The sequence below is a fragment of the Kluyvera fluvialis genome (assembly GCF_059725275.1).
Genome location: NZ_AP046142.1, coordinates 1,772,934 through 1,797,444, shown reverse-complemented (window position 1 = coordinate 1,797,444; position 24,511 = coordinate 1,772,934). Strand labels below are relative to the sequence as shown.

The window sequence follows — 24,511 nt, the reverse complement described above, 5'->3', positions numbered from 1 at the left end:
TCAAAAAATGAAACGGATAAAAAAACAGCAAAACAGGCTACCCGGGCAAACCCCGTCTACAGTTAAGTAGGGATAATTTAGCGGGGGACGAGATGGCACTTTACACCATTGGCGAAGTTGCACAGCTCTGTGATATTAACCCGGTCACGCTCCGCGCCTGGCAACGCCGCTATGCGCTGATAAAGCCACAGCGCACCGACGGCGGCCACCGCTTATTTAACGATGCCGATATCGACAGAATTCGTGAAATTCAACGCTGGATTGAAACCGGCGTGCAAGTCAGCAAAGTGAAAAACCTGCTTAGTGAACAAACCGACGGCTGGCGTGAACAGCAGGAGAAACTGCTGCATGACCTGCGTAACGGGGATTTGCAGCACCTGCGCCAATGGGTGAAAACGCTGCGCCACAGCCACGGCGCGCGTACGCTGGTCGATAACCTTTTTACCCCGCTGCGCCAGCGTTTGCAGACCTTAAACACGCTGCTCGGCCTGCTGGATGGCGCGCTGATTAACGATATCGCGCTGAGTCTCACCTCGGCGCGCCGCAAGTCGGGGCCACATGCGTTGGTGGTTGGCTGGAACGTCACCGATATCACACGGTTATGGCTGGAGGGTTGGGTTGCCTGTGAGCAAGGCTGGCGCGTGGACGTGCTGGCGCATTCGTTAAGCCACGTTCAGCCTGAGTTATTTCCCGGCCAAACGCTGTTAGTGTGGTGCGGCGCCGCCCCCAGTGCCATGCAGCTACAGCAACTTGAGCACTGGCAGGAGGACGGTATCGCCTTCGCCCTTCCCGCAAATTAATCATTCGTTAACAGCTTAGCTTCGCGGTATAATCTTTTGCTTAACAAAAGGAGTACACGATGAAGTCAGCCAAACTTGCAGCGATTGTGATTTTTGCCTTCATGGCGCTGAGCGGTATCGGCGGCGTTATGCTGGCCGGATATTCGTTTATTGTGCGCGGCGGTGTCGGCTGAGCCGCACACTCAGCCGCTCAAACGCGCGATCGACGATAACCGCCGCCAACGCCACTAAAATGGCCCCCTGCACCACATAAGCGGTATTAAAACCACTCAGGCCAATAATAATCGGCGTGCCCAGCGTATTCGCCCCCACCGTGGAGGCGATAGTTGCCGTGCCAATATTCACGATAACCGAGGTGCGTATTCCGGCGACAATCACCGGAGCCGCCAGCGGTAACTCCACTTTCCATAGTCGCTGCCAACCGGTCATCCCCATCCCTTGCGCCACGCTTAACGCCCCTTCTGGCACTACCGCCAACCCGGCTAATGTCCCCTGGAGTACCGGCAAAATACCGTACAGAATCAGCGCGATTATCGCCGGTTGCTCACCAAAACCCAGCACCGGAACCGCCAACGCCAAAACCGCCACCGGTGGGAAAGTCTGCCCCATTGCCGCCAGCGTTTCGACCAACGGGCGAAACTCCTGCCCAGCGGGACGCGTCACCGCAATACCTGCGCTGACGCCAATCACAATCGCCAGCAAACTGGAAATGCCCACCAGCTTCGCGTGGGCCAGCGTTAACGCAGCAAACCCCGCCTGCTGATACAGCGGGCGCGGCTGTTCGGGAAACAGCGCGTGAAATAATGGCTCGCTGTGCGGCAGGCCAATCAACAGCCCGACAAACAGCACCAGCAGCCACAGCAGCGGATCACGCAACAGAGACATTCAGCGGCTCCTCACGCAGCAAGTCACTAAAATGCAGCGCACCATACGGCGCTCCTGCGTCGTCGGCAACCGGCAGTACCGTGCGCCGTTGCGCCATAAACCCCGACAGCGCATCACGCAATGACAGCGAGGCGGGCAGCGGTTCACCTTCGGCGCGTTCACCGTGGCGCACATAATCTGCCACCTGGCGCAGCGACAGCAGCCGAACGCCCAGCTCACTGCGGCCAAAAAAGGTGCGCACAAAGGCGTTTTCCGGCGCACTGAGCATGTGCAACGGCGTGCCCTGCTGTACCACTTCCCCGCCGTCCATCAGGATGAGGTTATCCGCCAGGCGCAGCGCCTCGTCGATATCGTGAGTCACCAGCACAATGGTACGGCCCATCAGTTGATGGATCCTCCGCATCTCTTGCTGCAATGCCCCACGAGTCACGGGATCAAGCGCGCCAAAAGGCTCATCCATCAGCAGCACTTCAGGATCGCCCGCCAGCGCGCGCGCCACGCCAACACGCTGTTGCTGCCCGCCGGAAAGCTGATGCGGAAAGCGCGAACGCAGCGTCGGCTCCAGCCCCAGCAACGCCATCAGTTCATCAATACGATTGTCGATTTTCGACTTTGGCCACTTCAGCAATTGCGGAACGGTGGCAATATTCTGCGCCACCGTCCAGTGAGGAAACAGCCCGATAGACTGTATGGCGTAACCCATCCGCCTGCGTAGCGCCAGCAGCGGCTGTTGACGGATATCCTGCCCGGCAAAACGGATCAACCCGCTATCGGGTTCCACCAGCCGATTAATCATCTTCAGGGTGGTCGATTTTCCTGAGCCGGATGTCCCAATCAGCACCGAAAACGCCCCCTCCTCCAGCCGTAGCGAGAGGTTTTTCACCGCCGGATGCGCGCCGAATGATTTATTAACCTGTGAAAACTCAATCACCGGCTTCTCCTTTTAATAAGGTGGAGGCAAGGCTAAATAGCGCGTCGGTAACCACCGCCAGGGCGATCACCGGGATCACGCCCAACAGCACGAGATCCAACGCACTGCTGAGTAACCCCTGGAACACCAATGCACCAAAGCCACCGGCGCCAATCAGCGCCGCCACCACAGCCATACCCACCGTTTGTACCGTGACCACACGCAGGCTACGCAGCAGCACCGGTAACGCTAACGGCAGTTGTACACGGAAAAAAGTCTGCCCACGGCTCATGCCCATCGCGGTGGCGCTTTCCAGCACCTGCGGCGATACTTGCTGCATCCCCGCAACAACGCCGCGCACCAGCGGCAGCAGCGCATACAGCACCAGCGCAATCAGCGCGGGCATTAGCCCTGTCCCCGCCACGCCAAGCCGTGCCAGCCACGGAAAGCGCTGCACCAGCCCGGCGAGTGGCGCAATCAGCACGCCAAACAGCGCCACCGAAGGGATAGTCTGAATCACATTGAGCAGCGCAAATACGCTCGACTGCCGCCTCGGATGCCGCCAACACCACAGCCCTAACGGCACGCCGAGCAACAGCCCAGGCAACAACGTGCCCCACAGCAGCGTTAAGTGCTGTTGAAGCGCGTCGTTAAAGGTTTCTTGCCGGTTGGCGTACTCTTTCATCAGCGACAGCCCATCCAACGCCCCGCTCCACAGCAGCAGGCACGGCAGCAGCCATAGCTGGGCGTTAAGCAGCCAGCGCCAGCGCGTATGCGGCGTAAGGCGGCGAATCGCATCGCTGCACATCAGCAACAACAGCAGTAATCCCAGCCACAGGCCACTGCCGGGCGAGGTACGCGCCAGCGGGCTACTGCTCTGCGCCAGCCATTGCGCTGCTTCTCCGCTACTCCACAACAGCAAGGTGAAGCTGGCCTGCGCCAACAGCAAAATCAGCCCGCTGGCGAGCCGTCCGGCAACGCCACAGAGCATCAGCAACACAATCGGTAGCGCTAAGAGCGCCCACGGCGAGAACGACCCAATTTGCCACAGCCAGCGACCTTCGCCAGAGAGCAGACGATTTGGTGCAAAATTAACGAACGGCAACGCGGCGGCAGCCAGCAACATCAGCGCCAGCAGTGCCACCACGCGGTTATAACAACGAGGCATACAATTAACCGATTACTTCGTCCATCCCTTTTGCTTCAGATACGCCGCCGCGACATTTTTCGCGTCCAGCCCTTCGACCGCGATTTGGGCGTTCAACTGTTGCAGGGTTTGTTCATCCAGGCTAGCAAAGACCGGTTGCAGCCACTGGCCGATTTCTGGGTAGGCTTTCAGCACCGCCTCGCGCACCACCGGCGTAGGGGCGTAGATAGGCTGAACGCCTTTTGGATCGCTGAGCGTTTGCAGCCCCAGCGCCGCCACCGGCCCGTCAGTGCCATACGCCATTGCCGCATTCACACCAGACGTTTGCTGAGCTGCGGCTTTAATCGTCACCGCCGTGTCACCGCCCGCCAGCGACAACAGCTGCGGCTGACTGAGCTTGAAGTCATAGGCTTTTTCAAATGCGGGGAGCGCGTCCTGGCGTTCAATAAATTCAGCGGAGGCCGCCAGTTTGAAGGTTCCCCCCTCTTTCAGATAACGGCTGAGATCCGCCAGCGAGGTGAGCTTGTTTTTTTCAGCGATATCTTTGCGAACGGCAATCGTCCAGGTGTTATTCGCCGGGGCTGGCGTGAGCCAGGTCAGGTGATTTTTTTCGCCATCGAGCTTTTTGACTTTTTCGTAACCCTGCTGCGCGTTTTTCCACGCCGGGTCGTTTTCATCTTTGAAGAAGAATGCGCCGTTGCCGGTATATTCCGGGTAGATATCCAGCTCGCCAGAGGTGATCGCCCCGCGCACCACCGGCGTAGTCCCTAGCTGGACTTTATTGACGGTTTTTACGCCGTGGCTTTCCAGCACTTGTAAAATAAGGTTCCCCAACAGCGCGCCTTCGGTGTCAATCTTTGACCCCACCTTTACCGGTTCGGCGGCCTGCAAAGGCAGGCTCACGGCGGCCAGCAATGCCAGAGAGCCTGCCCATCCCCTTGAAATCGTCATACGCGTTCCTCTTTTTTGCGCTCAATTAACAATTGCTTAAGAGAAAGCGTAGACGAAATCTGCCACATCAACCGTTTTCAGGCATTTTTAACGGAATCGTTAGCACGCTGGCGGCGAAGTACAGCAGCGCAATCACCCACAGCGTGCCTTCAACGCCAAGCGGGTTAACGCACAGCGTCACAATAAACGGCCCGACAAAATTGCTCAGGCCAGAGCCGAGGTTCAAACAGGAAATTGCAGTACCTTTGTTATGCGGCAACAAAGAGGGAATCAATGCGCTTAGCGGCCCAAACGCCCCCAGACCAATGGCGTAGAGAGTTAATGCGGCAATCAACGCCGCGCTATTGTGCCCAAAGAGCACCGGCGCATAGCACACCGCCAGCGCCGACAATCCACACAGCGTGCCCGCAAACCAGGCCACGGTATTGCGCCAACCGATAGTATCGCCCAGCCAGCCAAAGAAATAGTTGGCAAAAATATTCACCACATTGACCAGCCCCCAAATGGTCAGCCACTCTTCAATGCTGAAGCCAAAACGCGGCAGATAAACTGGCATCAGGATAACCAGCGAAAATTTACCGATATCGTTAATGGTTTTCACCACCACGGCGAGGCGCATTTTCGGCTCTTTGACGAGCACGATAATCCCTTCTGCCAGCGCGTGACCGACCGCTTGCCCTTGTTGCCATTCAGGCTTGTCGCGATTAAGGATCAACGCACAAGCGCAGCCAGCGAGCACAAAGATAAAGCCGGATAAAAGGGTCGTGGTTTCACCAACGCGCGGGATCATAAAGCCGGAGAACCACGGGCCAACGATAGTCATCCCCACCCCAAAGGCAATCCAGAACCAAGAGACGGCACGCCCCAGAATCCGCACCTCACAACGCTGATTAATCCACACCAGAAATGAGTAGGCAAACAGCGGATACGCCATGCCACGCACCGCATAGCTGATCATCATCAGCGGGTAATTGACGCCCGGTAGCGCGACAAAAATAAACGGTACGGACCCCACAAAATAGAGAAGGGTCGCCAGCCACATTAAGCGGCGCACGCCCAACACCCCCGCGCCAATGCCGGAAAACCAGGAGATAGCCGCCACGCACAGACCAAAGACCGACGACAGCAGGCTGATGTGCAGCGCATCTAATCCGCGCTGTTGCAACAGCGAGGCCAGCCAGCTTTGCTCAATCGTCGCCCCAGTAATAAACAGGAAAACGCCGACAAACCCCCATACCAGTTCGCGCGGCAACCCTAAGCGCGCCCAAATACCCTGCTGAATATATAAACTGTTCTCTGTCATTGTGATTATCCAAAACAAAACGGCCCGACGGGGCGTAAAGGCCGACGTCGGGCTAAAGAGTTCATTAATTTATGCGTTACGCAGTTGCGTACGGTGCGCTTTGGCTTTCAGCAGGCTACGGTTGACGTGCCCGACGGTGTTATCGCCCCAGCAGTGGTCATACGGCATTCCGGTCAGGCTTTCGATAACCGCTTTGGTTTCCGCCGTTACGGTGGCTTTGCTACCGCCCTGTTTCAGGCGCGCCACTTCATCGTTCAGCACCGCATGAGTACGGCTGTTCACTTTGAACTGGAAGGCAGACCAAATCCCCCAAACGGTCAGCACAACCGGCAGGATAATCATGATAGCCAGGATCATATTAATCGCAGACTGCGGCTGGCTGTTGTGACCAGTGACAAAGCCTGACATTTGCAGCGCCACGCCGACCAGGAAAATAGACAGCGCCTGAGAGGCTTTACGCAACAGGCTCATAAAGCCCGCGAAGATACCTTCACGGCGGTTGCAGGTGAGGATCTCATCCACGTCGGCAACAAAGGTGTAGTTGTTCCACGGAATCGAGTAGATGCCGCCGCGCGCCAGACCAGCGACGCACGCCGCCGCGTACAACAGCGCCATATTGGTCGAACCGTACAGGTAGGTTGCAGCAAACATCGCGAAAGCCGCCAGCGCCATCAGCCCCTGAGTGGCAAAAGCACGCGACGGCGAATAACGCAGCGTCAGCCAGGTGGCAACGCCCACGCCGAAGAATTGCAGACCGTTGATAACGCTCAACAGGTTACTGGCGACCACCGAGGAGGTGACCAGCGCGAACACCACAAAATAGGTAAACACCGAGTTGAAGATATCCTGCGCAACAGAGCCGCCCAGGTACATGCCCAGATGCGAGCGGAAGGTTTTGATTTTTAGCGTCGAGACAAAATCGTAATAGATGTCGAAAATACGTTTGCCCAACGGCTGTTTTTCCTCGGTCGGAATATGACGTTCGTTGAGTTCAATCTCTTCAATTGAACGTTCCCACGTCCCGAAGTAGACAAAGATCAGCACCACCATAAAGGCAACGGTGAAAATAGCCCCGGCGTAGAAGAAAGATACCGCAGAATCAGAACCAAAATAGGCCAACAGACGCCCCGGCAAAAACGCAGCGGTAAAACCGGCGAACTGGGCGATATACATCCGCGCGCTGGTCAGTTTAGAACGTTTGGTAAAGTCTGAGGTCATCTCCGCCGACAGCGTGTCGTAAGGGATCAAAATCATCGAATAGACAATTTCGAACAAGATATAGACCAGCAGATACATCCAGTAGTTAAAGCCTTGCACCCACAGCAGGCTATACACCGCCACCAGCGGAATACTCAGCAGCAGGAAGAAACGGCGGCGACCAAAGCGGCGACCTAAACGTGTTTTGTGGAAGTTATCGGAAATGTAGCCCATCAGCGGGCACATCACGACATCGACAATTCGCGCCACCGCAAACAGTGAACCGGCCTCAATCGGCGTTAACCCGCAGAAGGTGGTCAGGAAGTACAGCAGCCAGGCGCTCACCAGAGTAAACGCGCCCGAGCCGATGACATCAGCTAACCCGTAACAGACATAGTTGTGGAGTTTTATTTCCCGCACTTTTTTTATCATTTTCCATCCCCTTGAACAGTACAGGACGGCGAGGCCATGCGCTGCGCCGTCGTCAAATAGATTCAGGCGTCGGCGTTTTGCAGCACGATGGCTTCTGGGTTCCAGCCTTGCGGCAGCGGTTCAGGGCGACGAATACGCAGGCCGTCCAGCGTTAAGTCGCTGACACCGTTGGCATACAGCGCCGGTAAACCGTCGGCATACGCCTCCACGCCCCAGGCTCGGCCGGTTTGCGAGTTCACGCGGTAAGCGTTGTCCAGCCCCATGCCAGTGGGGCTTGCCGGGTTACACGGCGGGCGAATGTCGTAGCAGCCCTGTTCGTCAGATGGCCCCGCTAACTGCTGTAATGAGAGCGCGTTAAAGCTGATGTGGCGAATTTCCCCCGCGGTTTCGCAGTGCAGGTTAATCGCCCCTTCGCTCACGCCAGAAAGCTGGCTGAAGGTAATGTCTTCTACCCGTCCAGGCTGAATATTGGGGTCGCGATGGCGAACGGAGATAAAGACGGGGTCGGCTTTTCCCCAATGACACGGGTGGCCGTGGCGGCAGTCGAACAAAATATTGCTGAAAATCATTTGGCTGAATTGACCGCCGTCGCGAGATACCAGGCCAATGCCACGGTTAGACTCAAAAATCGAGCAGTTGTGTACCGCGATATGGCTGATATCGGCGTAGGTTTCGGTGCCAATTTTGATGGCGCAGCTTTTCGAGCGAATCAAGCAGTTGTTAACGACGACATGGCGCGTTGCCTGCTGTAGCGCTGCTGGCTTGCGCGTGGTTTTGATGCAAATACCATCGTCGGCGGCGCTGAAATAGCTGTCGCTTATCTGCACATACTGGCAACTGTCGATATCCAGTGCGTCGGTGTTCGACAGCGCGAGGTCGTTATCAATGGTCAGGTTATGAATAAACAGTTGATTGCAGCTCACCAGGTGCGCGGTCCACATCGGCGAGTCGCTGATGGTGATATCGCGAATGCGCACCTGCTGGCAGCCTTCGAGTACCAGCATCCGTGGGCGCATGGTTTTTGGCTGGCGATAGCCTTGCGCATCGGCACTGGCAGAAAACCAGGCAGCAGCACCGCCCACCAGACAACCTTCACCGCTGAGGGTAATGTGGTGAGCATCGCGCGCATAAATCAGCGCCATACGCGAAAGCTCCGCAACGGTTTGCGTGAGATCCGCCGGATAATCCTCAGCATGAGGGCTGGCGAGCAGGCGCGCGCCCGCCTCCAGATGCAGCGTAAAATTCGATGGCAGCACCAGCGTGCCGGTCATCCAGTCGCCTGGCGACACCACCAACGTGCCGCCGCCTGCGCGGTCGATTTCGTCAATAAGATGCTGAAGCTGGGCGGTTAGCGGCGTTTTGCCGCTACGGTCGAACGAGGTGTCATGCAGTGAAATCTTCATGTCGCTACCTGCGGATGTTGAGATAGCGGCATTTAACGCGCATTCCGCGATTGTCTCGCGGGGCAGAAACGCGCTTTTTTACGTATTAGTGAAAAGCGTCACGCCCGTTATCCCGAGTGCTGGCAACTTTTGACACAGCGCACAAAACGGCCGTTTGCCGGCGAGATGAACTATGAACCTCATCACATAACCGCCGGGTTTGCGGGCAAAAAATAGGCTAATAAGCGCAGATTCCGCGTGGGCGAAAAATAAATCGCGATGTGCGTCACAAAGTAAAAAGGAAGGTGAATGAGAGGGATTGCCCCTTTTTTTACACGGCTGCGGGGGATGGTGGTGGAATGTGCAGAAGGCGTTTCGTTACGGTGCGGTAACCCGCCCTCTCCCTGTTAGGGAGCGGGCGGGGGCGGGATAAACTTACAGCAGCTCGAATTCGCCCTGCTTCACACGCGCAGAATCAACGCCGATAAAGACATTAAATTTGCCCGGCTCCGCTGCGTACTTCATCTGCTGGTTCCAGAATTTCAGCGCGTTGACATCAATCGGGAAGCTGACGGTCTGCGTTTCACCTGGCTTCAGGGTGATTTTTTCGAACCCTTTCAGCTCTCTGATTGGGCGGCTCAGCGACGCGGTAACGTCCTGCACGTACATCTGGATAACCGTCGCCCCTTCGCGTTTACCGGTGTTAGTCACCTGCACGCTGGCGGTCACGCTACCGTTGGCCTTCATGGTCGGAGCCGACAGCTTAACGTCAGACACCGCGAACGTGGTGTAGCTCAGGCCATAGCCGAACGGATACAGCGGGCCGTTGGCCTCGTCGAAATAGCGCGAAGTGTATTTGTTCGGCTTGTCGGCGTTATACGGACGACCAGTGTTGAGATGGCTGTAATACTGCGGAATCTGCCCTACGGAACGCGGGAAAGACATCGGCAGTTTGCCCGACGGGTTGTAGTCACCAAACAGCACATCGGCGATGGCGTTGCCGCCCTCCGTCCCGGCAAACCAGGTTTCAAGAATCGCATCCGCCTGCTGATCTTCTTTTACCAGCGTCAACGGACGGCCATTCATCAGCACCAGAACCAGCGGTTTACCAGTGGCCTTCAGCGCGGCGATTAAATCTTGCTGGCTTTTCGGAATTGAGATCTCGGTACGGCTCGATGCTTCGTGCGCCATGCCCTGCGCTTCACCAACCACGGCGACCACTACATCAGACTGCTTCGCGGTGGCGACAGCTTCATCAATCATCGCCTGAGGTGAACGCGGGTCAACTTTGACGGCCTCTTCGTACTGATTCAGGAAGGTGACAATATCTTTATCATTGGTGACGTTCGCGCCTTTGGCGTACAGCACTTTGCCTTTACCCGCCATGACATTTTTAATGCCGCTCAGCACTGTAACCGACTGTCCGGCAACACCAGCCGCAGACCAACTCCCCATCACATCACGTTGGCTGTCCGCCAGCGGGCCAACCACGGCAACCGTCGCGGTTTTTTCCAGCGGCAGGGTTTCGAGGCGGTTTTTCAGCAGCACCAGGCTCTGGCGCGCAACATCACGCGCTTGCGCACGGTGCAGGCGGCTCTCGGCGTTGGTGTCCTGCGGGTCAGAATCTTTCGGCCCTAAGTGGCTGTACGGGTCGTTAAACAGCCCCATATCGTATTTCACGTTCAGCACATGGCGCGCCGCATCGTCCAGCTCCGCCATCGTGACTTTGCCGGATTTCACCAGCCCAGGCAGATATTTGCTGTAATACTCGTCGCTCATACTCATATTGATGCCGGACTTCAACGCCACGCGCACCGCGTCCTGCGGGTCTGAAGCGACACCGTGTTTAATCAGTTCTTTAATCGCCCCGTGGTCAGAAACGGTAATGCCTTTAAAGCCCCACTGGTCGCGCAGCACGTCTTTTAACAGCCAGGAATCCGAGGTCGCGGGTGTGCCGTTCAGTGAGTTTAAGGCCACCATCACCGCGCCGCTGCCCGCGTCCAGCCCCGCTTTGTACGGCGGCATATAGTCGTTGAACAGGCGCTGCGGGCTCATATCTACGGTGTTGTATTCTTTACCGCCCTCGACTGCGCCGTAAGCGGCGAAGTGTTTGACGCTGGTCATCACCGAATAGCGGTCTGCCGGGCTTTTGCCCTGCATCGCCTTCACCATAGTTTCTCCCATGATGGAGGTTAAATAGGTGTCTTCGCCAAACCCTTCGGAGGCACGTCCCCAGCGCGGATCGCGTGAAACATCAACCATCGGCGCCCAGGTCATATTCAGGCCATCGTCTGCCGCTTCATACGCCGACACGCGGCCAACGGTTTTCACCGCATCAAGGTTAAACGTAGACGCAAGGCCAAGGCTAATCGGGAAAACGGTACGCTGACCGTGAATGACGTCGTAGGCAAAGAACAGCGGAATTTTCAGGCGGCTAAGAGACATCACCTGGTCTTGCATGGCGCGGATATCCTGGCGGGTGACGGTGTTAAAAATCGCACCTACCTGCCCGTCTTTAATCATCTCGCGAATGGCTTCTTTCGGGTTATCTGGCCCAACGCTTATCAGACGCAACTGGCCGATTTTTTCATCCACCGTCATTTTCTTAAGCAGCTCGGTCACAAACGCATCCCGCGCCTGTGGGGTTAACGGATGATTACCGAATAAATCTTCCGCCAGTGCAGGTTGCAGTGCCAGGCTGACGGCGACGCCAACAGAAAGTAGCCATTTCATAGTCTTGAGGTCTCTTTAGTCCATGCCGAGTAGCGCGGCGAGAGTCGATGAAAAAACGCAGTGTGCCATAAAGTTAAATGACCGACCTACAGAAAGCTGCGGTTATTATCTGATTTTTAGTAACATTCATGCACCAAATGATCATACAAAGCGCTATTCTTAGAGACGACAAATTTGTTCCGCCACAAGGAGTGGAGAATGTCTTCTCAAACAACCATCGATAATAATGCGCTGATTAACGAACTCACCCGTCTGGTGGGTCATGCTCACCTGCTGACCGATCCCGCCAAAACAGCGCGCTATCGCAAAGGCTTCCGTTCCGGTCACGGCGACGCCCTCGCGGTGGTCTTTCCCGGCTCGCTGATTGAACTGTGGCGCGTACTCAGCGCCTGTGTCGCCGCCGATAAAATTATTCTGATGCAGGCTGCCAATACCGGCCTGACCGAAGGTTCAACGCCAAGCGGTAATGATTACGACCGCGATATCGTCATCATCAGCACTCTGCGACTCGATAAACTGCACCTGATTGATAACGGCGAGCAAGTGCTGGCCTGGCCGGGAACCACGCTGTATTCACTGGAAAAAGCGCTGAAACCGCTGGGGCGCGAGCCGCACTCGGTAATTGGTTCTTCTTGTATTGGCGCGTCGGTGATTGGCGGTATTTGCAATAACTCCGGCGGTTCGCTGGTGCAGCGTGGCCCGGCGTACACCGAAATGTCGCTGTTTGCGCGTATTGATGAGAACGGCAAACTGACGCTGGTCAACCATTTAGGGATTGATCTCGGCGAGACGCCGGAACAGATCCTCAGCAAGCTCGACGATGAACGCGTGAAAGACAGCGACGTACGGCACGACGACCGTCACGCCCACGATTATGACTACGTTAATCGCGTTCGCGACGTTAACGCCGACACCCCAGCGCGCTACAACGCTGACCCGGAACGGCTGTTCGAGTCCTCTGGCTGCGCGGGCAAACTGGCGGTCTTTGCTGTTCGTCTGGACACCTTCCCGGCAGAAAAACGCCAACAGGTATTTTACATCGGCACTAATCAGCCGGATGTGTTGACCGAAATTCGTCGCCATATTCTGGCTGAATTCAACAATCTACCGGTCGCGGGCGAATATATGCACCGCGATATTTACGATATCGCCGAGCAGTACGGTAAAGACACTTTCTTGATGATCGACAAGCTCGGCACCGACAAAATGCCGTTCTTCTTCACGCTCAAAGGCCGTGCCGACGCGGCGCTGGAGAAAGTGTCGCTGTTCAAACCGCACTTCACCGACCGTTTTATGCAGAAACTGGGGCACGTTTTCCCCGCTCACCTGCCAGAGCGGATGAAAACCTGGCGTGATAAATACGAGCATCATCTGCTGCTGAAAATGTCCGCCGATGGTATTGATGAAGCACAAAGCTGGCTTGCCGAGTACTTTAAACAGGCTGAAGGAGATTTCTTCGTCTGTACGCCGGAAGAAGGCAGCAAAGCGTTTCTGCACCGCTTCGCCGCTGCGGGCGCGGCGATTCGCTACCAGGCGGTTCACGCCGATGAAGTGGAAGATATTCTGGCGCTGGATATTGCGCTACGCCGTAACGACACCGAATGGTTTGAGCACCTGCCTGCGGAAATCGACAGCAAACTGGTTCACAAACTCTATTACGGCCACTTTATGTGCCATGTTTTCCATCAGGATTACATCGTTAAGAAAGGTGTAGACCCGCATGAAGTGAAAGAGCAAATGCTGGCGCTGCTGCGCGAGCGCGGGGCGCAATATCCGGCAGAGCATAACGTCGGGCATCTGTATGAAGCCGACGAAAACCTGAAACGTCACTACCGTGAAAATGACCCGACCAACAGCATGAACCCTGGGATTGGCAAAACCAGTAAGCTGAAATATTGGGGTGAAAAGCAGGACGTGTAGTGCGTGAAGAGTGTGCATGAGGAAAGATAAGCCACGCCCAGTATTCGCTGGGCGCGGCTTTAACGATTAATCGTCCTGAGTGGTTTTCCCACTTTTCTGGGCTTTGGCAATAGCGCCTTCCACCTGGGATTCTTTCTGCTTTTTATAGCTCAGCGCCGCAGCAGGAACTGGCATCACTTTTCCGGTTTCTACCCATGTGCGCAGACGGCTGGCATCGGCAAAATGGGTATATTTGCCAAACGCATCCATCACCACCATCGCCACCGGACGGTTATTCATCACGGTGCGCATCACCAGACAGTGACCTGCGGCATTAGTAAAGCCGGTTTTGGTCAACTGAATACTCCAGTTATCGCGGTAAACCAGATGGTTAGTATTGCGGAATGGCAGTGAATACGACGGGTTAGCAAAAGTAGCCGTATCTTCTTTCGTGGTGCTTAACTGGCCCAACAGCGGATAGCTTTTGGTGGCAATCAGCATTTTGGTCAGGTCACGCGCGGTCGAAACGTTATGAATCGACAGCCCCGTCGGCTCGACGTAGCGCGTGTGCGTCATGCCCAGCGCTTTGGCTTTGGCATTCATGGCGCGGATAAATGCGTCATAACCGCCTGGATAATGGTGCGCAAGGCTTGCCGCCGCGCGGTTTTCTGACGACATCAGCGCCAACAGCAGCATATTTTTACGGCTGATTTTGCTGTTCAGGCGCACACGAGAATAAATGCCTTTCATCTCTGGCGTGCGGCTGATATCCACGGTCAGCATTTCATCCAACGGTAAATGCGCGTCCAACACCACCATCGCGGTCATCAGCTTGGTGATTGAAGCAATAGGGCGCACCAGATCCGGCTGGTTGGCATAAATGACTTTATTGGTATTCAGGTCAACAATCATCGCGCTACCGGAGGCAATTTCCGGCTGCGAGGCCACGGCAGAGACAGCCGTTTTGGCACTGGCCTGAGGTGCAAAAGGCACAGCCAGCACTAACGCTAAGCTGAGCAGGGAAACGCGAAATTTCTGCATGGTGAGTATTCTGGTGGTTATTTATGCACATTATGATAGACAACCGCTTCGCGGCACGGGCGGCGAAGCGGAATATCCCATCATAGCGCGGACTGCGCGATATCTACCAGAAAATAATAGTGAATAAATGCTGCATTACTGGCGCTTTAAAATTCACGCCAGCAATGTATTTAATGACTAGAACATTCGATAACCATAGCCCCACAGCACCACAGTCAGTGCCAGCAAGATTTCAAGTACCAACACACCAATCGCCAGCGTTGAACTGGCAAAGCTCAGCCCTTCTTCGCGGTTAATATTCAGGAAGGTAGGAATGCCGACGTACAGCAGATAACCGGTGTAAAACAGTGCCACTGTCCCCACCAGCGCGCACAGCCAAACCAACGGATATAGCGCCACAATACCGCTCAGGAAAATCGGCGTGGCAACATAGCCCGCAAACACCATGCAGCGTTTTAGCGATGGGCGATTCGGATAATGACGCGCCATCCACCAGATGACCCGCCCCATCACCGCGACACCGACCAGCATCAAAGCATAAAACAGCACAGCCAGCCCCAGCCCTGTCATCAGCGAAAGCCTGACGACCGTGCCTTCGCCAAAATTCCAGCCGAGCTGCGTAGTGCCGATAAAGGCGCAGACCACTGGAATCGCCGCCATGATTAGCACGTGATGCACAAAGTGGTGAGAAACCGTTTCGTTCTCACTGCGTATAACATGCATTTCTCTATCTGGGTGGGAGAATAATCCCCATACATGGTTCATAACGCCTCCTCAGCGCGGCTCGCTACCACGTTGTACTAAGTATAATTCATGTGAATAGATTGTTTTATGTACAACGCAAAAAAACGCAGCCGCCGCAGTTATTGCGTCAGGGTGTATGATTAAAGGTATGTTGTGGTAAGGAGTATGTGTTTGTATGGATATCAATAACCTGATTTCCCACTATGGTTACGCCGCGCTGGTGCTCGGCAGTATGGCGGAAGGTGAAACCATTACGTTGCTTGGCGGCGTGGTGGCACACCAGGGTCTATTGAAGTTTCCGCTGGTCGTGATTTCGGTGGCGCTGGGCGGGATGATTGGCGATCAGGTGCTGTATTTGTTGGGCCGTCGGTTTGGTGGACGGTTACTCAAGCGCTTCTCGCGCCATCAGGCGCGTATTCGTAAAGCGCAGCGGTTGATTCAACATCACCCTTATTTGTTCGTTATCGGTACGCGGTTTATGTACGGCTTTCGGGTTATCGGGCCGTTGCTTATCGGTGCGAGCGGGCTGCCGCCTAAAATATTCCTGCCGCTGAATATTTTTGGCGCTATTGTCTGGGCGCTGTTGTTTACCTCGCTCGGCTATTTAGGCGGCGAAGCGATTGGCCCGTGGCTGCATCATCTTAACCAGCATATAAAACATTTTATCTGGCTGGCGCTGGTGATTGTGCTGGTGATTGCCGCACGTTGGTGGCTGAAACGGCGAGAAGCGAAAAAGCAAGATTAACAGCGAGCGCGCGCTCAGACGTTTATTGCCGGATGGCGCTGCGCTTATCCGGCCTACGAAAAACGGATGTATCCGGCAACGCCGCACCGCTCTGCCGGATGGCGCTGCGCTTATCCGGCCTACGGGAAAACGGCAGAACGGGGCTGGTTTGTAGGCCTGATAAGGCGTGAGCCGCCATCAGGCAGGGTGCGCAGGCGTTACGCCTTATTCTGTGGCGTGATAACCGCCGCCCAACGCCGACGTGAGCTGAATGCTGGCATCCACCCATTGACCGTGCAGGCGCAACGCGTTAATCCGCTCCTGCAACGCTGGCAGCTTCGCCATGCTGACTTTCGACCCTGGCAGAATACCGGCGTTCATCCGTGCCTGCGCCAGCTTCACCACCCGCTGCACGTCTTTCTCAACCCTGGACTGCTGCTGGTTTTTCTCCATCAGCGTTTCCACCTGGCTTGCGGTTCTCGCGACCTGATTAACCGCATCCACCACTGCTTTGTTGTATTTCGCCACCGAAAGGTTGTTCTGCGCGCTGGCTATATCAAGGTTTGCATTCAACCGTCCGCTGTCAAAAATAGGCAGAGTTAGCCCTGCGGTGACGCCCATTTGCTGCGCCGAATGACGGAACAGGTCGCTTAAATGCAGGGCATCTTGTTGCAAGAAAGCCATCAGATTGATATCGGGGTAAAACGCGGCTTTCGCGGCGTCGACTTCGCTCAGCGAGGCTTCAATATACCAGTGCGCTTCTTGCAAATCCGGGCGGCGTGCCAACAGCTCATAGCCGAGTTGATTCGGCATTTTACTGGCAACGGCGGGTAAATTGGCTTTGCGTAAATTTAACACCTGCCCCTGGCTGTTAGTCAGCGCCATCAGACGGGCTTCAATCTCTTTCATATTGCCCGCGACATCCGTCAACTGCTGGTCAGTTTTGCTGACGTTAATATCGTTCTCGGCTCCTTCAGCAGAGTTGGTGATCCCGCGCTGCAACAGCGCGATATCAACGTTCACAATATTATTTTGCTCGTCTCTTACCTGCTCTAAAACGCTGTGAATAGCCGCTTCAGTTTGCCATTGCCAGTACAGACGCGCGACGCTGCTTGCCAGCAATTCACGGGTTTGCGCAAGCTCTGCCATCTGGGCTTTTACTTCACCAATCCGCGCCTGTACCAGGGCGCGATTTTTCCCCCACAGGTCGAGATCCCAACCGGCGGTTAAGCCAAACGTCCCGTTGGTATACCACGGCCCGGTGTTGCCATCGGCGTCGGAGGCAAACGGCCCCATCAAGCCTTCTGCCGACATTTTCTGACGCTCAAAATTAGCTCCCGCATCCAGCTCTGGGCCAAGATTGGACTGCGACATCCGCGCTTGTGCTTCAGCCAGCGCAATACGCTGGCTGGCAATCTGCATATCCGGCGAGTTCGCCAGCGCACGGTCAATCAGCGCGTTAAGCTGGGCATCATGATAGTCCTGCCACCAGTTGCTCTGCGGCCAGCCGTTTTGCAACGCCGCCGGTAACGAGGTGGAGACCCGGCTTGCAGGAAGCTGCTGTTTTAGCGGCGCCCCAATGTCGTGCGAAGGCGCACAGCCCGCCAGTACAATCAGCAACGGCAGACCGTACAGCGCATTTTTTCCAGGCATAAGATTCATGAGAGTAATCGGGTTACGAAATAAGGTGCTGTATAATAATTTAAACCGATTAATCCCGTTTAGTAACGCGTGTGGGGGTTAATCCTCTCTTTTATCTTCATGGAGTGAAAATGAGCCAGAATATTTATGATAATCCCCAGTTCTTTGCGGGGTACGCCACCCTTGACCGTTCGGTAAAAGGGTTAGACGGCGCGCCGGAGTGGCCTGCTTTACAGCGCATGTTGCCGCCGATGTCCGGCCTGCGGGTCGTGGATTTAGGCTGCGGCTACGGCTGGTTCTGCCGCTGGGCGCGTGATGAAGGGGCGGCGCAAATTACAGGGTTAGATCTCTCAAGCCGAATGCTGGAACGCGCGCGCGAAATGACCGATGGCAGCGGCATTGATTACCGCTGTGAAGATTTGCAAAATTTAAGCCTGGCCCGCCATAGCTGTGAACTGGTGTACAGCTCGCTTGCGCTGCACTATTTACCGGATATCGCCCCGCTGCTGGCGACCGTGTTCGAAGCCTTAACGCCGGGCGGCGCGCTGGTGTTTTCCGCCGAGCATCCCATTTATACCGCCCCGCTCCAGCAGGGTTGGCAACAGGATGAAAACGGGCAAAAAAGCTGGCCGGTGAGCCATTATCAGCAGGAGGGCGAGCGCATCAGCAACTGGTTTGCCGATGGCGTTAAAAAACAGCACCGCAAGCTCTCCAGCTGGATTAACGCGCTGGTTGCCGCAGGCTTTGTGATTGAACATCTTGATGAGTGGGGGCCAACGGCGGAACAGATTGCCGCGCAACCGGCGCTGGATGAAGAAAAAGAGCGGCCAATGATTTTCTTACTGCGCGCCCGTAAACCGGCATAACCCGCGCCACGAGCGACGCCGACTCTCGGCGCGCTCAGGCGTGGCGCTACGATATAGAAAGACGCCCCTCTTTTCTGACCCGTTCAATGTGAATGGCGAGGAACATGATTTCTTCAGTGGTGAGCGAACGCTGGTAACTTTTTTGCAGATGCCGAGCCACGATTTCCGCACACTTCCACGCTTTGGCGTAGTTATCCTTCACCGCGCTATGCAGCGACTCATCATCATCTTCCACCACCGTACGCGTTAACATACGCTGGGCGAAAAACTTCAAATGAGTGACAAAACGTTGATAACTTAGCGACTCTTCGTTGTACTCAAGGTGTAACTGGTATTTCACCAGTTGCAGAATCTCCTGCATCACCCGCGTCACGTGCATCACTTCTGGCATTTCGCTGTGTAACTGCGCAGTCACCAGATGCAGGGCAATAAACCCCGCTTCGTCCTCTGCCAGTTCAACGCCAAGCCGCTGAGCGATTAACTCTCGCGCCTCTTGCCCGAGGGCAAATTCTTTGGGATACAACCGTTTAATTTCCCACAGCAGCACGTTACGCAGTGCGACGCCGTTTTTCTGCCGCTCAATGGCGAAATGACAGTGGTCGGTCAGTGTGATGTACACACTTTCTTGCAATTTACCGAGCCGCTCGCGCGCCCGTTCGATGATTCGGTCACAGGTGGTCATCACCTCCAGCGGAATCTGACTGAGTAATTCTCCCAAGCGCCCTACCAGCTCATCACTTTGTAGGGCGAAAATTTTCTCGATGAGCGCCTCATCCAGTGAGTCACCGACGCGTTTCTGAAAGGCTAGCCCTCGCCCCATCACAACCTGCTCACGCCGGTGTTCATCCAGAACTACCACCACATTATTATTAAGAACTTTGGCGATCTGCATTATGAACCCCAGAAACAAAAAAACCTGCCCCCCGACAAACGTCAGGTAATCAGGTTTTGCCTGCCGAAACAGTAACAATCAACCACAAGTATTCCACTGTCGGCGGTCTGAACTCAATGGAACGAACGGAAATTTGTGATACGGATCGGATACTTTATCCGCGCCAGCCGTTAATCACCTCGGCAATGCGCTTCGACTCTTGCAGCGCCCGCACGGCGGTAAACAGCGTGGTGGCTTCTTCGTATTCTTTGCGTAGATAGCCCAGCCACTGCTTAATGCGCGCAACGTGATACAGCCCGGTATCACCTTGTTTTTCAAGGCGAGTGTATTTTTGCAGTAGCTCAACCACCTGCGGCCACGGCAGGCGCGGTTCGTTGTATTTAATCACCCGGCTAAGGTTTGGCACATTCAGCGCGCCACGGCCAATCATCACAGCATCACAGCCGGTTGCGTTCATGCACACTTGCGCGCTCTGCCAGTCCCAGATTTCACCGTTAGCGATAACCGGAATGGTCAGACGCTGGCGGATTTCAGCAATCGCCTGCCAGTTGATACGATCCGCTTTATAGCCGTCTTCTTTGGTACGCCCGTGCACCACCAGCTCCGTCGCGCCCGCTTGCTGTACTGCATCGGCGATTTCAAACTGCCGCGCGCTGTTGTCCCAACCGAGGCGCACCTTCACCGTCACCGGCAAATGCGCGGGCACAGCTTCCCGCATGGCTTTTGCCCCCTGATAAATCATCTCAGGATCTTTCAGCAACGTTGCGCCCCCGCCGCTACCGTTAACCGATTTCGACGGGCAACCGCAGTTGAAATCCACCCCCCACGAGCCCAGTTCGACCGCCCTGGCGGCGTTTTCCGCCAACCACTGTGGATACTGCCCCAGCAGTTGGACGCGTACCAGCGTGCCAGAAGGCGTTCGGCTTTGATTGTGCAGTTCCGGGCAGTGTCTGTAGAACGATTTTACCGGCAGCAGTTGATCCACCACGCGCAAAAATTCGGTGATGCACAGATCATAATCATTCACTTCGGTCAGCAGCTCGCGCACCAGCGAATCGAGCACACCTTCCATCGGTGCCAGTAATACACGCATATCGTTACCCGGAAAAAAAAGAGGCGCTATGGTAACGTCTCTGAAGGCAGCTTTCCACTGCCCAGGAGAGCCAGAATAATCTGCACATCAGGAGGTGAATAATGAACCAGAAAGGTATCCAGCTACGCACGACCCGCGCGCCGCGCCAGTTCAATAATGTGCCACCGGTTGCGTTGACCGACGCCACCCTACTGGAACGTAAAAACCGCGTTCTGACGCGGATGCACGCCGCCGGTTTTGACACTATCGTCATTTATGCCGATAAAGAGCACGGCAGCAATTTCGAGTACCTGACCGGTTTTATTCCCCGCTTTGAAGAAGGCCTGCTGGTGCTGGAAAAATCCGGCCACGCCACCGCGATTCTGGGCAATGAGAACCTGAAGATGGCCCACCATTCACGCCTGCCGGTGACCCTCAAACACTGCCCGCTATTCTCATTACCTAATCAGCCGATGAATAACGACAGGCCACTTGCCGAGCTATTACAGGCATCTGGACTCAGCGCGGCGAAAAAAGTAGGCCTGGTCGGCTGGAAGATGTTTACCTCCGCCCACACCGATAACCGCCACTATTTTGACCTACCGTACTTTATTGTTGAGGCGATTCAGGCAAGCGTTGCCGCCGATACGCTGATAGAAAACGCCGCCGCCCTATTTATCGGTGGTGATAACGGCGCCAGGACGGTGAATAACGCCAACGAAATTGCCCATTATGAATACGGTGCTAACCTGGCCTCCAACTGTATGTTGCGCGCGCTGGACGCCGTAGAGCCTGGCATTCGCGAGGCCGATTTAGGCGCGTTGCTGGCCGCCGAAGGGCAATATCAAACGGTGGTGACCATTGCCGCCAGCGGTCAGCGTTTCGAGAAAGCTAATTTCTATCCCAGCTATAAACCGGTTGAACGGGGGCAACCGCTGTCGATGACCACCGGTTTTAAAGGCGGATTATCCAGCCGTACCGGTTTTGTGATTGCCAGCGCAGACGAGTTACCCGATGCACAAAAAGATTATCTGGAGCGCGTGGCAAAACCCTATTTTGCGGCGGTTGTAGACTGGCTGGAACAGATTCGCATTGGGATGCCAGGCGGTGAGCTTTATGCACGGGTAGAGCAGGTCCTACCAAAAGCGCGCTACGGTTGGCACTTGAATCCGGGGCATCTTAGCGCCGATGAGGAGTGGATGTCGTCGCCGGTTTATCCGCACTCCCGCGAGACGCTAAAAAGCGGCATGATCTTGCAAATCGATATTATCCCTTCCGTGCCGGGCTATACCGGCGTCAGCGCTGAAGAGAGCATTGCGCTCGCCGATGCCGCGTTACGCCAACAGATTCAGCAGGATTATCCCGCCTTGTGGGAGCGCATCACCGTGCGGCGTGATTACCTGAAAACGGTGCTGAATATTGCGCTCAGCGATGACGTCATCCCGCTTTCCAACAGCGTGGCCTATCTGCGGCCATTTATGCTGGCAAAAGATAAAGCGCTGGGCGCATAAATCGCCATTTAGCTGCGTCGGCGGATTAAGGTGCAAAAGACGCTCTGCCGCTGGCGCATGGTTGATTTTTAAGCTATTTATCACATCCTGTAGAAAACAGAGGTGAAAACTCGGTCAACGGCCTGATGTTCCGCTTATCTATAACAGTTATGCTCAGAATTCATGTTGTGATCGGTAGCACATTTTTGGCTTTAATTGTATGATGAATGCATTCAAAGAAAGGTGAATACCATGCTCAAATCACTGAATATCATCTGGCAATATCTGCGTGCATTCGTGTTGATCTATGTCTGTCTGTACGCCGGTATTTTTATTTCTTCCCTGCTGCCAATAACTATTCCTGGCAGCATTATCGGTATGCTTATTCTCTTCGTACTGCTGGCGTTGCAAATTCTGCCCGCGAAATGGGTCAACCCTGGCTGTTACGTGTTAATTCGCTATATGGCGCTGCTGTTTGTGCCGATTGGCGTGGGGGTAATGCAATATTTCACACTGCTGAAAGCGCAGTTTGGCCCGGTTGTGGTTTCCTGCACCATTAGTACGCTGGTGGTATTAATGGTAGTAAGTTGGAGCTCGCATCTGGTGCACGGCGAACGTAAAGTGGTTGGTCAAGATGGAGCGGATAAATAATGCTGCATTATATTTGGTGGTCACTGCCACTGACCTTAATTGTCTTTTTTGCCGCCCGTAAATTGGGCACCCGTTTTAAAATGCCGCTGCTCAACCCGCTGCTGATATCAATGATTGTGATTATTCCATTCTTGATGCTGACCGGCATTCCCTATGAACATTACTTTAAAGGCAGTGAAGTGCTGAACGAGCTGCTTCAGCCTGCGGTGGTCGCCCTTGCCTATCCGCTGTATGAACAACTGCACCAAATCCGCGCTCGCTGGAAATCAATCATCACCATCTGCTTTATCGGCAGTGCGGTGGCGATGATTACCGGTACGGCCGTCGCTTTAATGATGGGGGCGTCGCCGCAAATTGCCGCCTCGATTATGCCGAAATCAGTCACGACCCCCATTGCGATGGCGGTGAGCGGAAGTATCGGCGGTATTCCCGCGATTAGCGCCGTGTGCGTGATTTATGTCGGTATTCTGGGCGCGGTGTTTGGCCATACGCTGCTGAACCTGATGCGCATCACCACGAAAGCGTCGCGCGGCCTGTCAATGGGCACGGCATCGCACGCCCTGGGCACGGCTCGCTGCGCGGAAATCGACTACCAGGAAGGGGCGTTTAGTTCACTGGCGTTGGTTATCTGCGGCATTATTACCTCGCTGATTGCCCCGTTTTTATTCCCGATTATTCTGTCAGTAGTGGGTTAAAACGAGACAAATCACACATTTTTAGATGCAATTACATTAGTTGCACTAACAATGAGACATTGATCACTAATTAAGACGCACGTGCCTCGTACACTACGATCCCATTACCTAGTTACGAGGCAACGTCATGCATTCACGTTTTCAATCCGCTTTTTCGCAACTGGCGGCAGACTTGCAGACAGCTATCGCCCCTATGTTAGCCTCTGCGCATTTCCCTGCCCTGCTGAGCGCCGAGCAGGTTTCATCGCTGCAAACGGCGACGGGGCTGGACGAAGACGCGCTCGCCTTTGCACTCCTGCCGCTTGCCGCCGCCTGTGCTCGTGCCGATCTGTCACACTTTAACGTTGGCGCTATCGCCCGTGGCGTGAGTGGCACTTGGTATTTTGGCGGCAATATGGAGTTTCTCGGTGCGACCATGCAGCAAACCGTCCACGCCGAGCAAAGCGCCATCAGCCATGCATGGCTACGCGGAGAAACCGCACTGCAAGCAATTACCGTTAACTACACGCCGTGTGGGCATTGCCGTCAGTTTATGAATGAACTGAACAGCGGGCTGGCGTTGCGTATCAACCTGCCGGGCCGCCAGCCGCATACGCTGGAAGACTATCTGCCGGATGCCTTTGGGCCAAAAGATCTGAACATTAAAACCCTGCTGATGGATAAGCAGGATCATGGCTATCCGCTTGAGGGTGATGCCCTGTCGCAAGCGGCAATTAAAGCGGCAAACGCCAGCCACTCGCCGTACAGCAAGTCGCCTTCCGGCGTGGCGTTGGAGTTGCGTGACGGGACGATTTTCAGCGGCAGCTATGCAGAAAATGCCGCCTTCAACCCTACGCTGCCACCGCTGCAAGGGGCGCTGAATCTGTTGAGCCTTAACGGTTATGACTACCCGGATATCCAGCGTGCTATTTTGGCCGAACGCGCCGATGCGCCGCTGATTCAGTGGGATGCTACCGCAGCAACGCTGAAAGCATTAGGCTGCCATAATATCGATCGCGTATTGTTAGGTTAATCTTATTGTATGCGGGCGAAATAGCCCGCATTGTTGAAATTCCC

22 protein-coding genes are annotated in these 24,511 nt (G+C 55.1%); 9 read left to right on the top strand and 13 right to left on the bottom strand.

Annotated features, from left to right (window positions below; all coding sequences use genetic code 11):
* Positions 1 to 92 precede the first annotated feature (92 nt).
* Positions 93 to 800: a MerR family transcriptional regulator gene (locus AC6I4B_RS08600; protein ID WP_497771010.1), complete on the top strand. Its 708-nt coding sequence runs from the start codon at positions 93 to 95 to the stop codon at positions 798 to 800.
* Positions 801 to 859: 59 nt separating this feature from the next.
* Positions 860 to 973: a protein YohO gene (locus AC6I4B_RS08595; RefSeq protein ID WP_497771009.1), complete on the top strand. Its 114-nt coding sequence runs from the start codon at positions 860 to 862 to the stop codon at positions 971 to 973.
* Here the strand turns inward: AC6I4B_RS08595 and AC6I4B_RS08590 are convergent.
* The 8 genes from AC6I4B_RS08590 to bglX all read right to left on the bottom strand — a co-directional run bounded on the left by AC6I4B_RS08590 (position 948) and on the right by bglX (position 11,740).
* Positions 948 to 1,685, bottom strand: coding sequence for an ABC transporter permease (locus tag AC6I4B_RS08590; RefSeq protein WP_497771008.1), 738 nt, complete (start codon positions 1,683 to 1,685; stop codon positions 948 to 950). The genes AC6I4B_RS08595 and AC6I4B_RS08590 overlap by 26 nt on opposite strands.
* Entirely contained in the window at positions 1,669 to 2,616 is a 948-nt protein-coding gene (locus AC6I4B_RS08585) for an ABC transporter ATP-binding protein (protein WP_497771007.1), read from the bottom strand. The genes AC6I4B_RS08590 and AC6I4B_RS08585 overlap by 17 nt, the downstream gene beginning before the upstream one ends.
* A complete protein-coding gene (locus AC6I4B_RS08580) occupies positions 2,609 to 3,763 on the bottom strand; it encodes an ABC transporter permease (RefSeq protein WP_497771005.1) in 1,155 nt (384 codons plus the stop codon). Before AC6I4B_RS08580 ends, AC6I4B_RS08585 begins: the two co-directional genes overlap by 8 nt.
* 12 nt (positions 3,764 to 3,775) lie before the next feature.
* Positions 3,776 to 4,693: a glycine betaine ABC transporter substrate-binding protein OsmF gene (gene osmF, locus AC6I4B_RS08575; protein WP_497771004.1), complete on the bottom strand. Its 918-nt coding sequence runs from the start codon at positions 4,691 to 4,693 to the stop codon at positions 3,776 to 3,778.
* A 67-nt stretch (positions 4,694 to 4,760) separates the two neighbouring features.
* Positions 4,761 to 5,996 (bottom strand): MFS transporter, encoded by a 1,236-nt coding sequence (locus tag AC6I4B_RS08570; RefSeq protein WP_497771003.1) that lies wholly within the window; start codon positions 5,994 to 5,996, stop codon positions 4,761 to 4,763.
* A 69-nt stretch (positions 5,997 to 6,065) separates the two neighbouring features.
* The gene (locus AC6I4B_RS08565; protein WP_497771001.1) at positions 6,066 to 7,625 is read right to left on the bottom strand and encodes an MFS transporter; all 1,560 of its coding nucleotides are present in this window, start codon (positions 7,623 to 7,625) and stop codon (positions 6,066 to 6,068) included.
* 62 nt (positions 7,626 to 7,687) lie between these two features.
* Positions 7,688 to 9,028, bottom strand: a complete 1,341-nt coding sequence (locus AC6I4B_RS08560; protein ID WP_497770999.1) for a glycoside hydrolase family 28 protein — start codon at positions 9,026 to 9,028, stop codon at positions 7,688 to 7,690.
* Positions 9,029 to 9,442: 414 nt separating this feature from the next.
* A complete protein-coding gene (bglX, locus tag AC6I4B_RS08555; protein ID WP_497770998.1) occupies positions 9,443 to 11,740 on the bottom strand; it encodes a beta-glucosidase BglX in 2,298 nt (765 codons plus the stop codon).
* Between the two features lie 198 nt (positions 11,741 to 11,938).
* Here bglX and dld point away from each other — a divergent pair, with 198 nt between their 5' ends.
* Entirely contained in the window at positions 11,939 to 13,660 is a 1,722-nt protein-coding gene (gene dld, locus AC6I4B_RS08550) for a D-lactate dehydrogenase (protein WP_497770996.1), read from the top strand.
* A 66-nt stretch (positions 13,661 to 13,726) separates the two neighbouring features.
* On the opposite strand, the gene pbpG is transcribed toward dld, so the two are convergent.
* The gene (gene pbpG, locus AC6I4B_RS08545; RefSeq protein WP_497770995.1) at positions 13,727 to 14,680 is read right to left on the bottom strand and encodes a D-alanyl-D-alanine endopeptidase; all 954 of its coding nucleotides are present in this window, start codon (positions 14,678 to 14,680) and stop codon (positions 13,727 to 13,729) included.
* A gap of 177 nt (positions 14,681 to 14,857) precedes the next feature.
* Positions 14,858 to 15,445 (bottom strand): Yip1 family protein, encoded by a 588-nt coding sequence (locus AC6I4B_RS08540; protein WP_497770993.1) that lies wholly within the window; start codon positions 15,443 to 15,445, stop codon positions 14,858 to 14,860.
* 154 nt (positions 15,446 to 15,599) lie between these two features.
* Here AC6I4B_RS08540 and AC6I4B_RS08535 point away from each other — a divergent pair, with 154 nt between their 5' ends.
* Complete coding sequence (locus tag AC6I4B_RS08535; RefSeq protein ID WP_497770992.1) at positions 15,600 to 16,169, top strand: DedA family protein; 570 nt, start codon at positions 15,600 to 15,602, stop codon at positions 16,167 to 16,169.
* A 204-nt stretch (positions 16,170 to 16,373) separates the two neighbouring features.
* Here the strand turns inward: AC6I4B_RS08535 and mdtQ are convergent, their stop codons facing one another.
* Positions 16,374 to 17,810 carry a multidrug resistance outer membrane protein MdtQ gene (gene mdtQ / locus AC6I4B_RS08530; RefSeq protein WP_497770990.1) on the bottom strand — a complete coding sequence of 479 codons (1,437 nt, stop codon included), beginning with the start codon at positions 17,808 to 17,810 and terminating at the stop codon, positions 16,374 to 16,376.
* Positions 17,811 to 17,920: 110 nt separating this feature from the next.
* Here mdtQ and AC6I4B_RS08525 point away from each other — a divergent pair, with 110 nt between their 5' ends.
* On the top strand, positions 17,921 to 18,655 hold the full coding sequence (locus AC6I4B_RS08525) for a class I SAM-dependent methyltransferase (RefSeq protein WP_497770989.1): 735 nt from the start codon (positions 17,921 to 17,923) through the stop codon (positions 18,653 to 18,655).
* 46 nt (positions 18,656 to 18,701) lie between these two features.
* Here the strand turns inward: AC6I4B_RS08525 and bglG are convergent, their stop codons facing one another.
* Together bglG and dusC are read right to left on the bottom strand one after the other, a co-directional pair.
* On the bottom strand, positions 18,702 to 19,547 hold the full coding sequence (gene bglG / locus AC6I4B_RS08520; protein WP_497770987.1) for a transcriptional antiterminator BglG: 846 nt from the start codon (positions 19,545 to 19,547) through the stop codon (positions 18,702 to 18,704).
* Between the two features lie 154 nt (positions 19,548 to 19,701).
* Positions 19,702 to 20,640, bottom strand: a complete 939-nt coding sequence (dusC, locus tag AC6I4B_RS08515; RefSeq protein ID WP_497770986.1) for a tRNA dihydrouridine(16) synthase DusC — start codon at positions 20,638 to 20,640, stop codon at positions 19,702 to 19,704.
* 101 nt (positions 20,641 to 20,741) lie between these two features.
* Between dusC and AC6I4B_RS08510 the strand changes: the two genes are divergently transcribed.
* From AC6I4B_RS08510 to cdd, 4 genes are all read left to right on the top strand, one after another.
* Positions 20,742 to 22,130, top strand: a complete 1,389-nt coding sequence (locus tag AC6I4B_RS08510; protein WP_497770984.1) for a M24 family metallopeptidase — start codon at positions 20,742 to 20,744, stop codon at positions 22,128 to 22,130.
* Positions 22,131 to 22,361: 231 nt separating this feature from the next.
* Positions 22,362 to 22,760, top strand: a complete 399-nt coding sequence (locus AC6I4B_RS08505; RefSeq protein WP_497770983.1) for a CidA/LrgA family protein — start codon at positions 22,362 to 22,364, stop codon at positions 22,758 to 22,760.
* Positions 22,760 to 23,455, top strand: a complete 696-nt coding sequence (locus AC6I4B_RS08500) for a CidB/LrgB family autolysis modulator (protein ID WP_497770981.1) — start codon at positions 22,760 to 22,762, stop codon at positions 23,453 to 23,455. The genes AC6I4B_RS08505 and AC6I4B_RS08500 overlap by 1 nt, the downstream gene beginning before the upstream one ends.
* 127 nt (positions 23,456 to 23,582) lie before the next feature.
* Complete coding sequence (gene cdd / locus AC6I4B_RS08495) at positions 23,583 to 24,467, top strand: cytidine deaminase (protein ID WP_497770980.1); 885 nt, start codon at positions 23,583 to 23,585, stop codon at positions 24,465 to 24,467.
* The last annotated feature ends 44 nt before the right edge of the window (positions 24,468 to 24,511 follow it).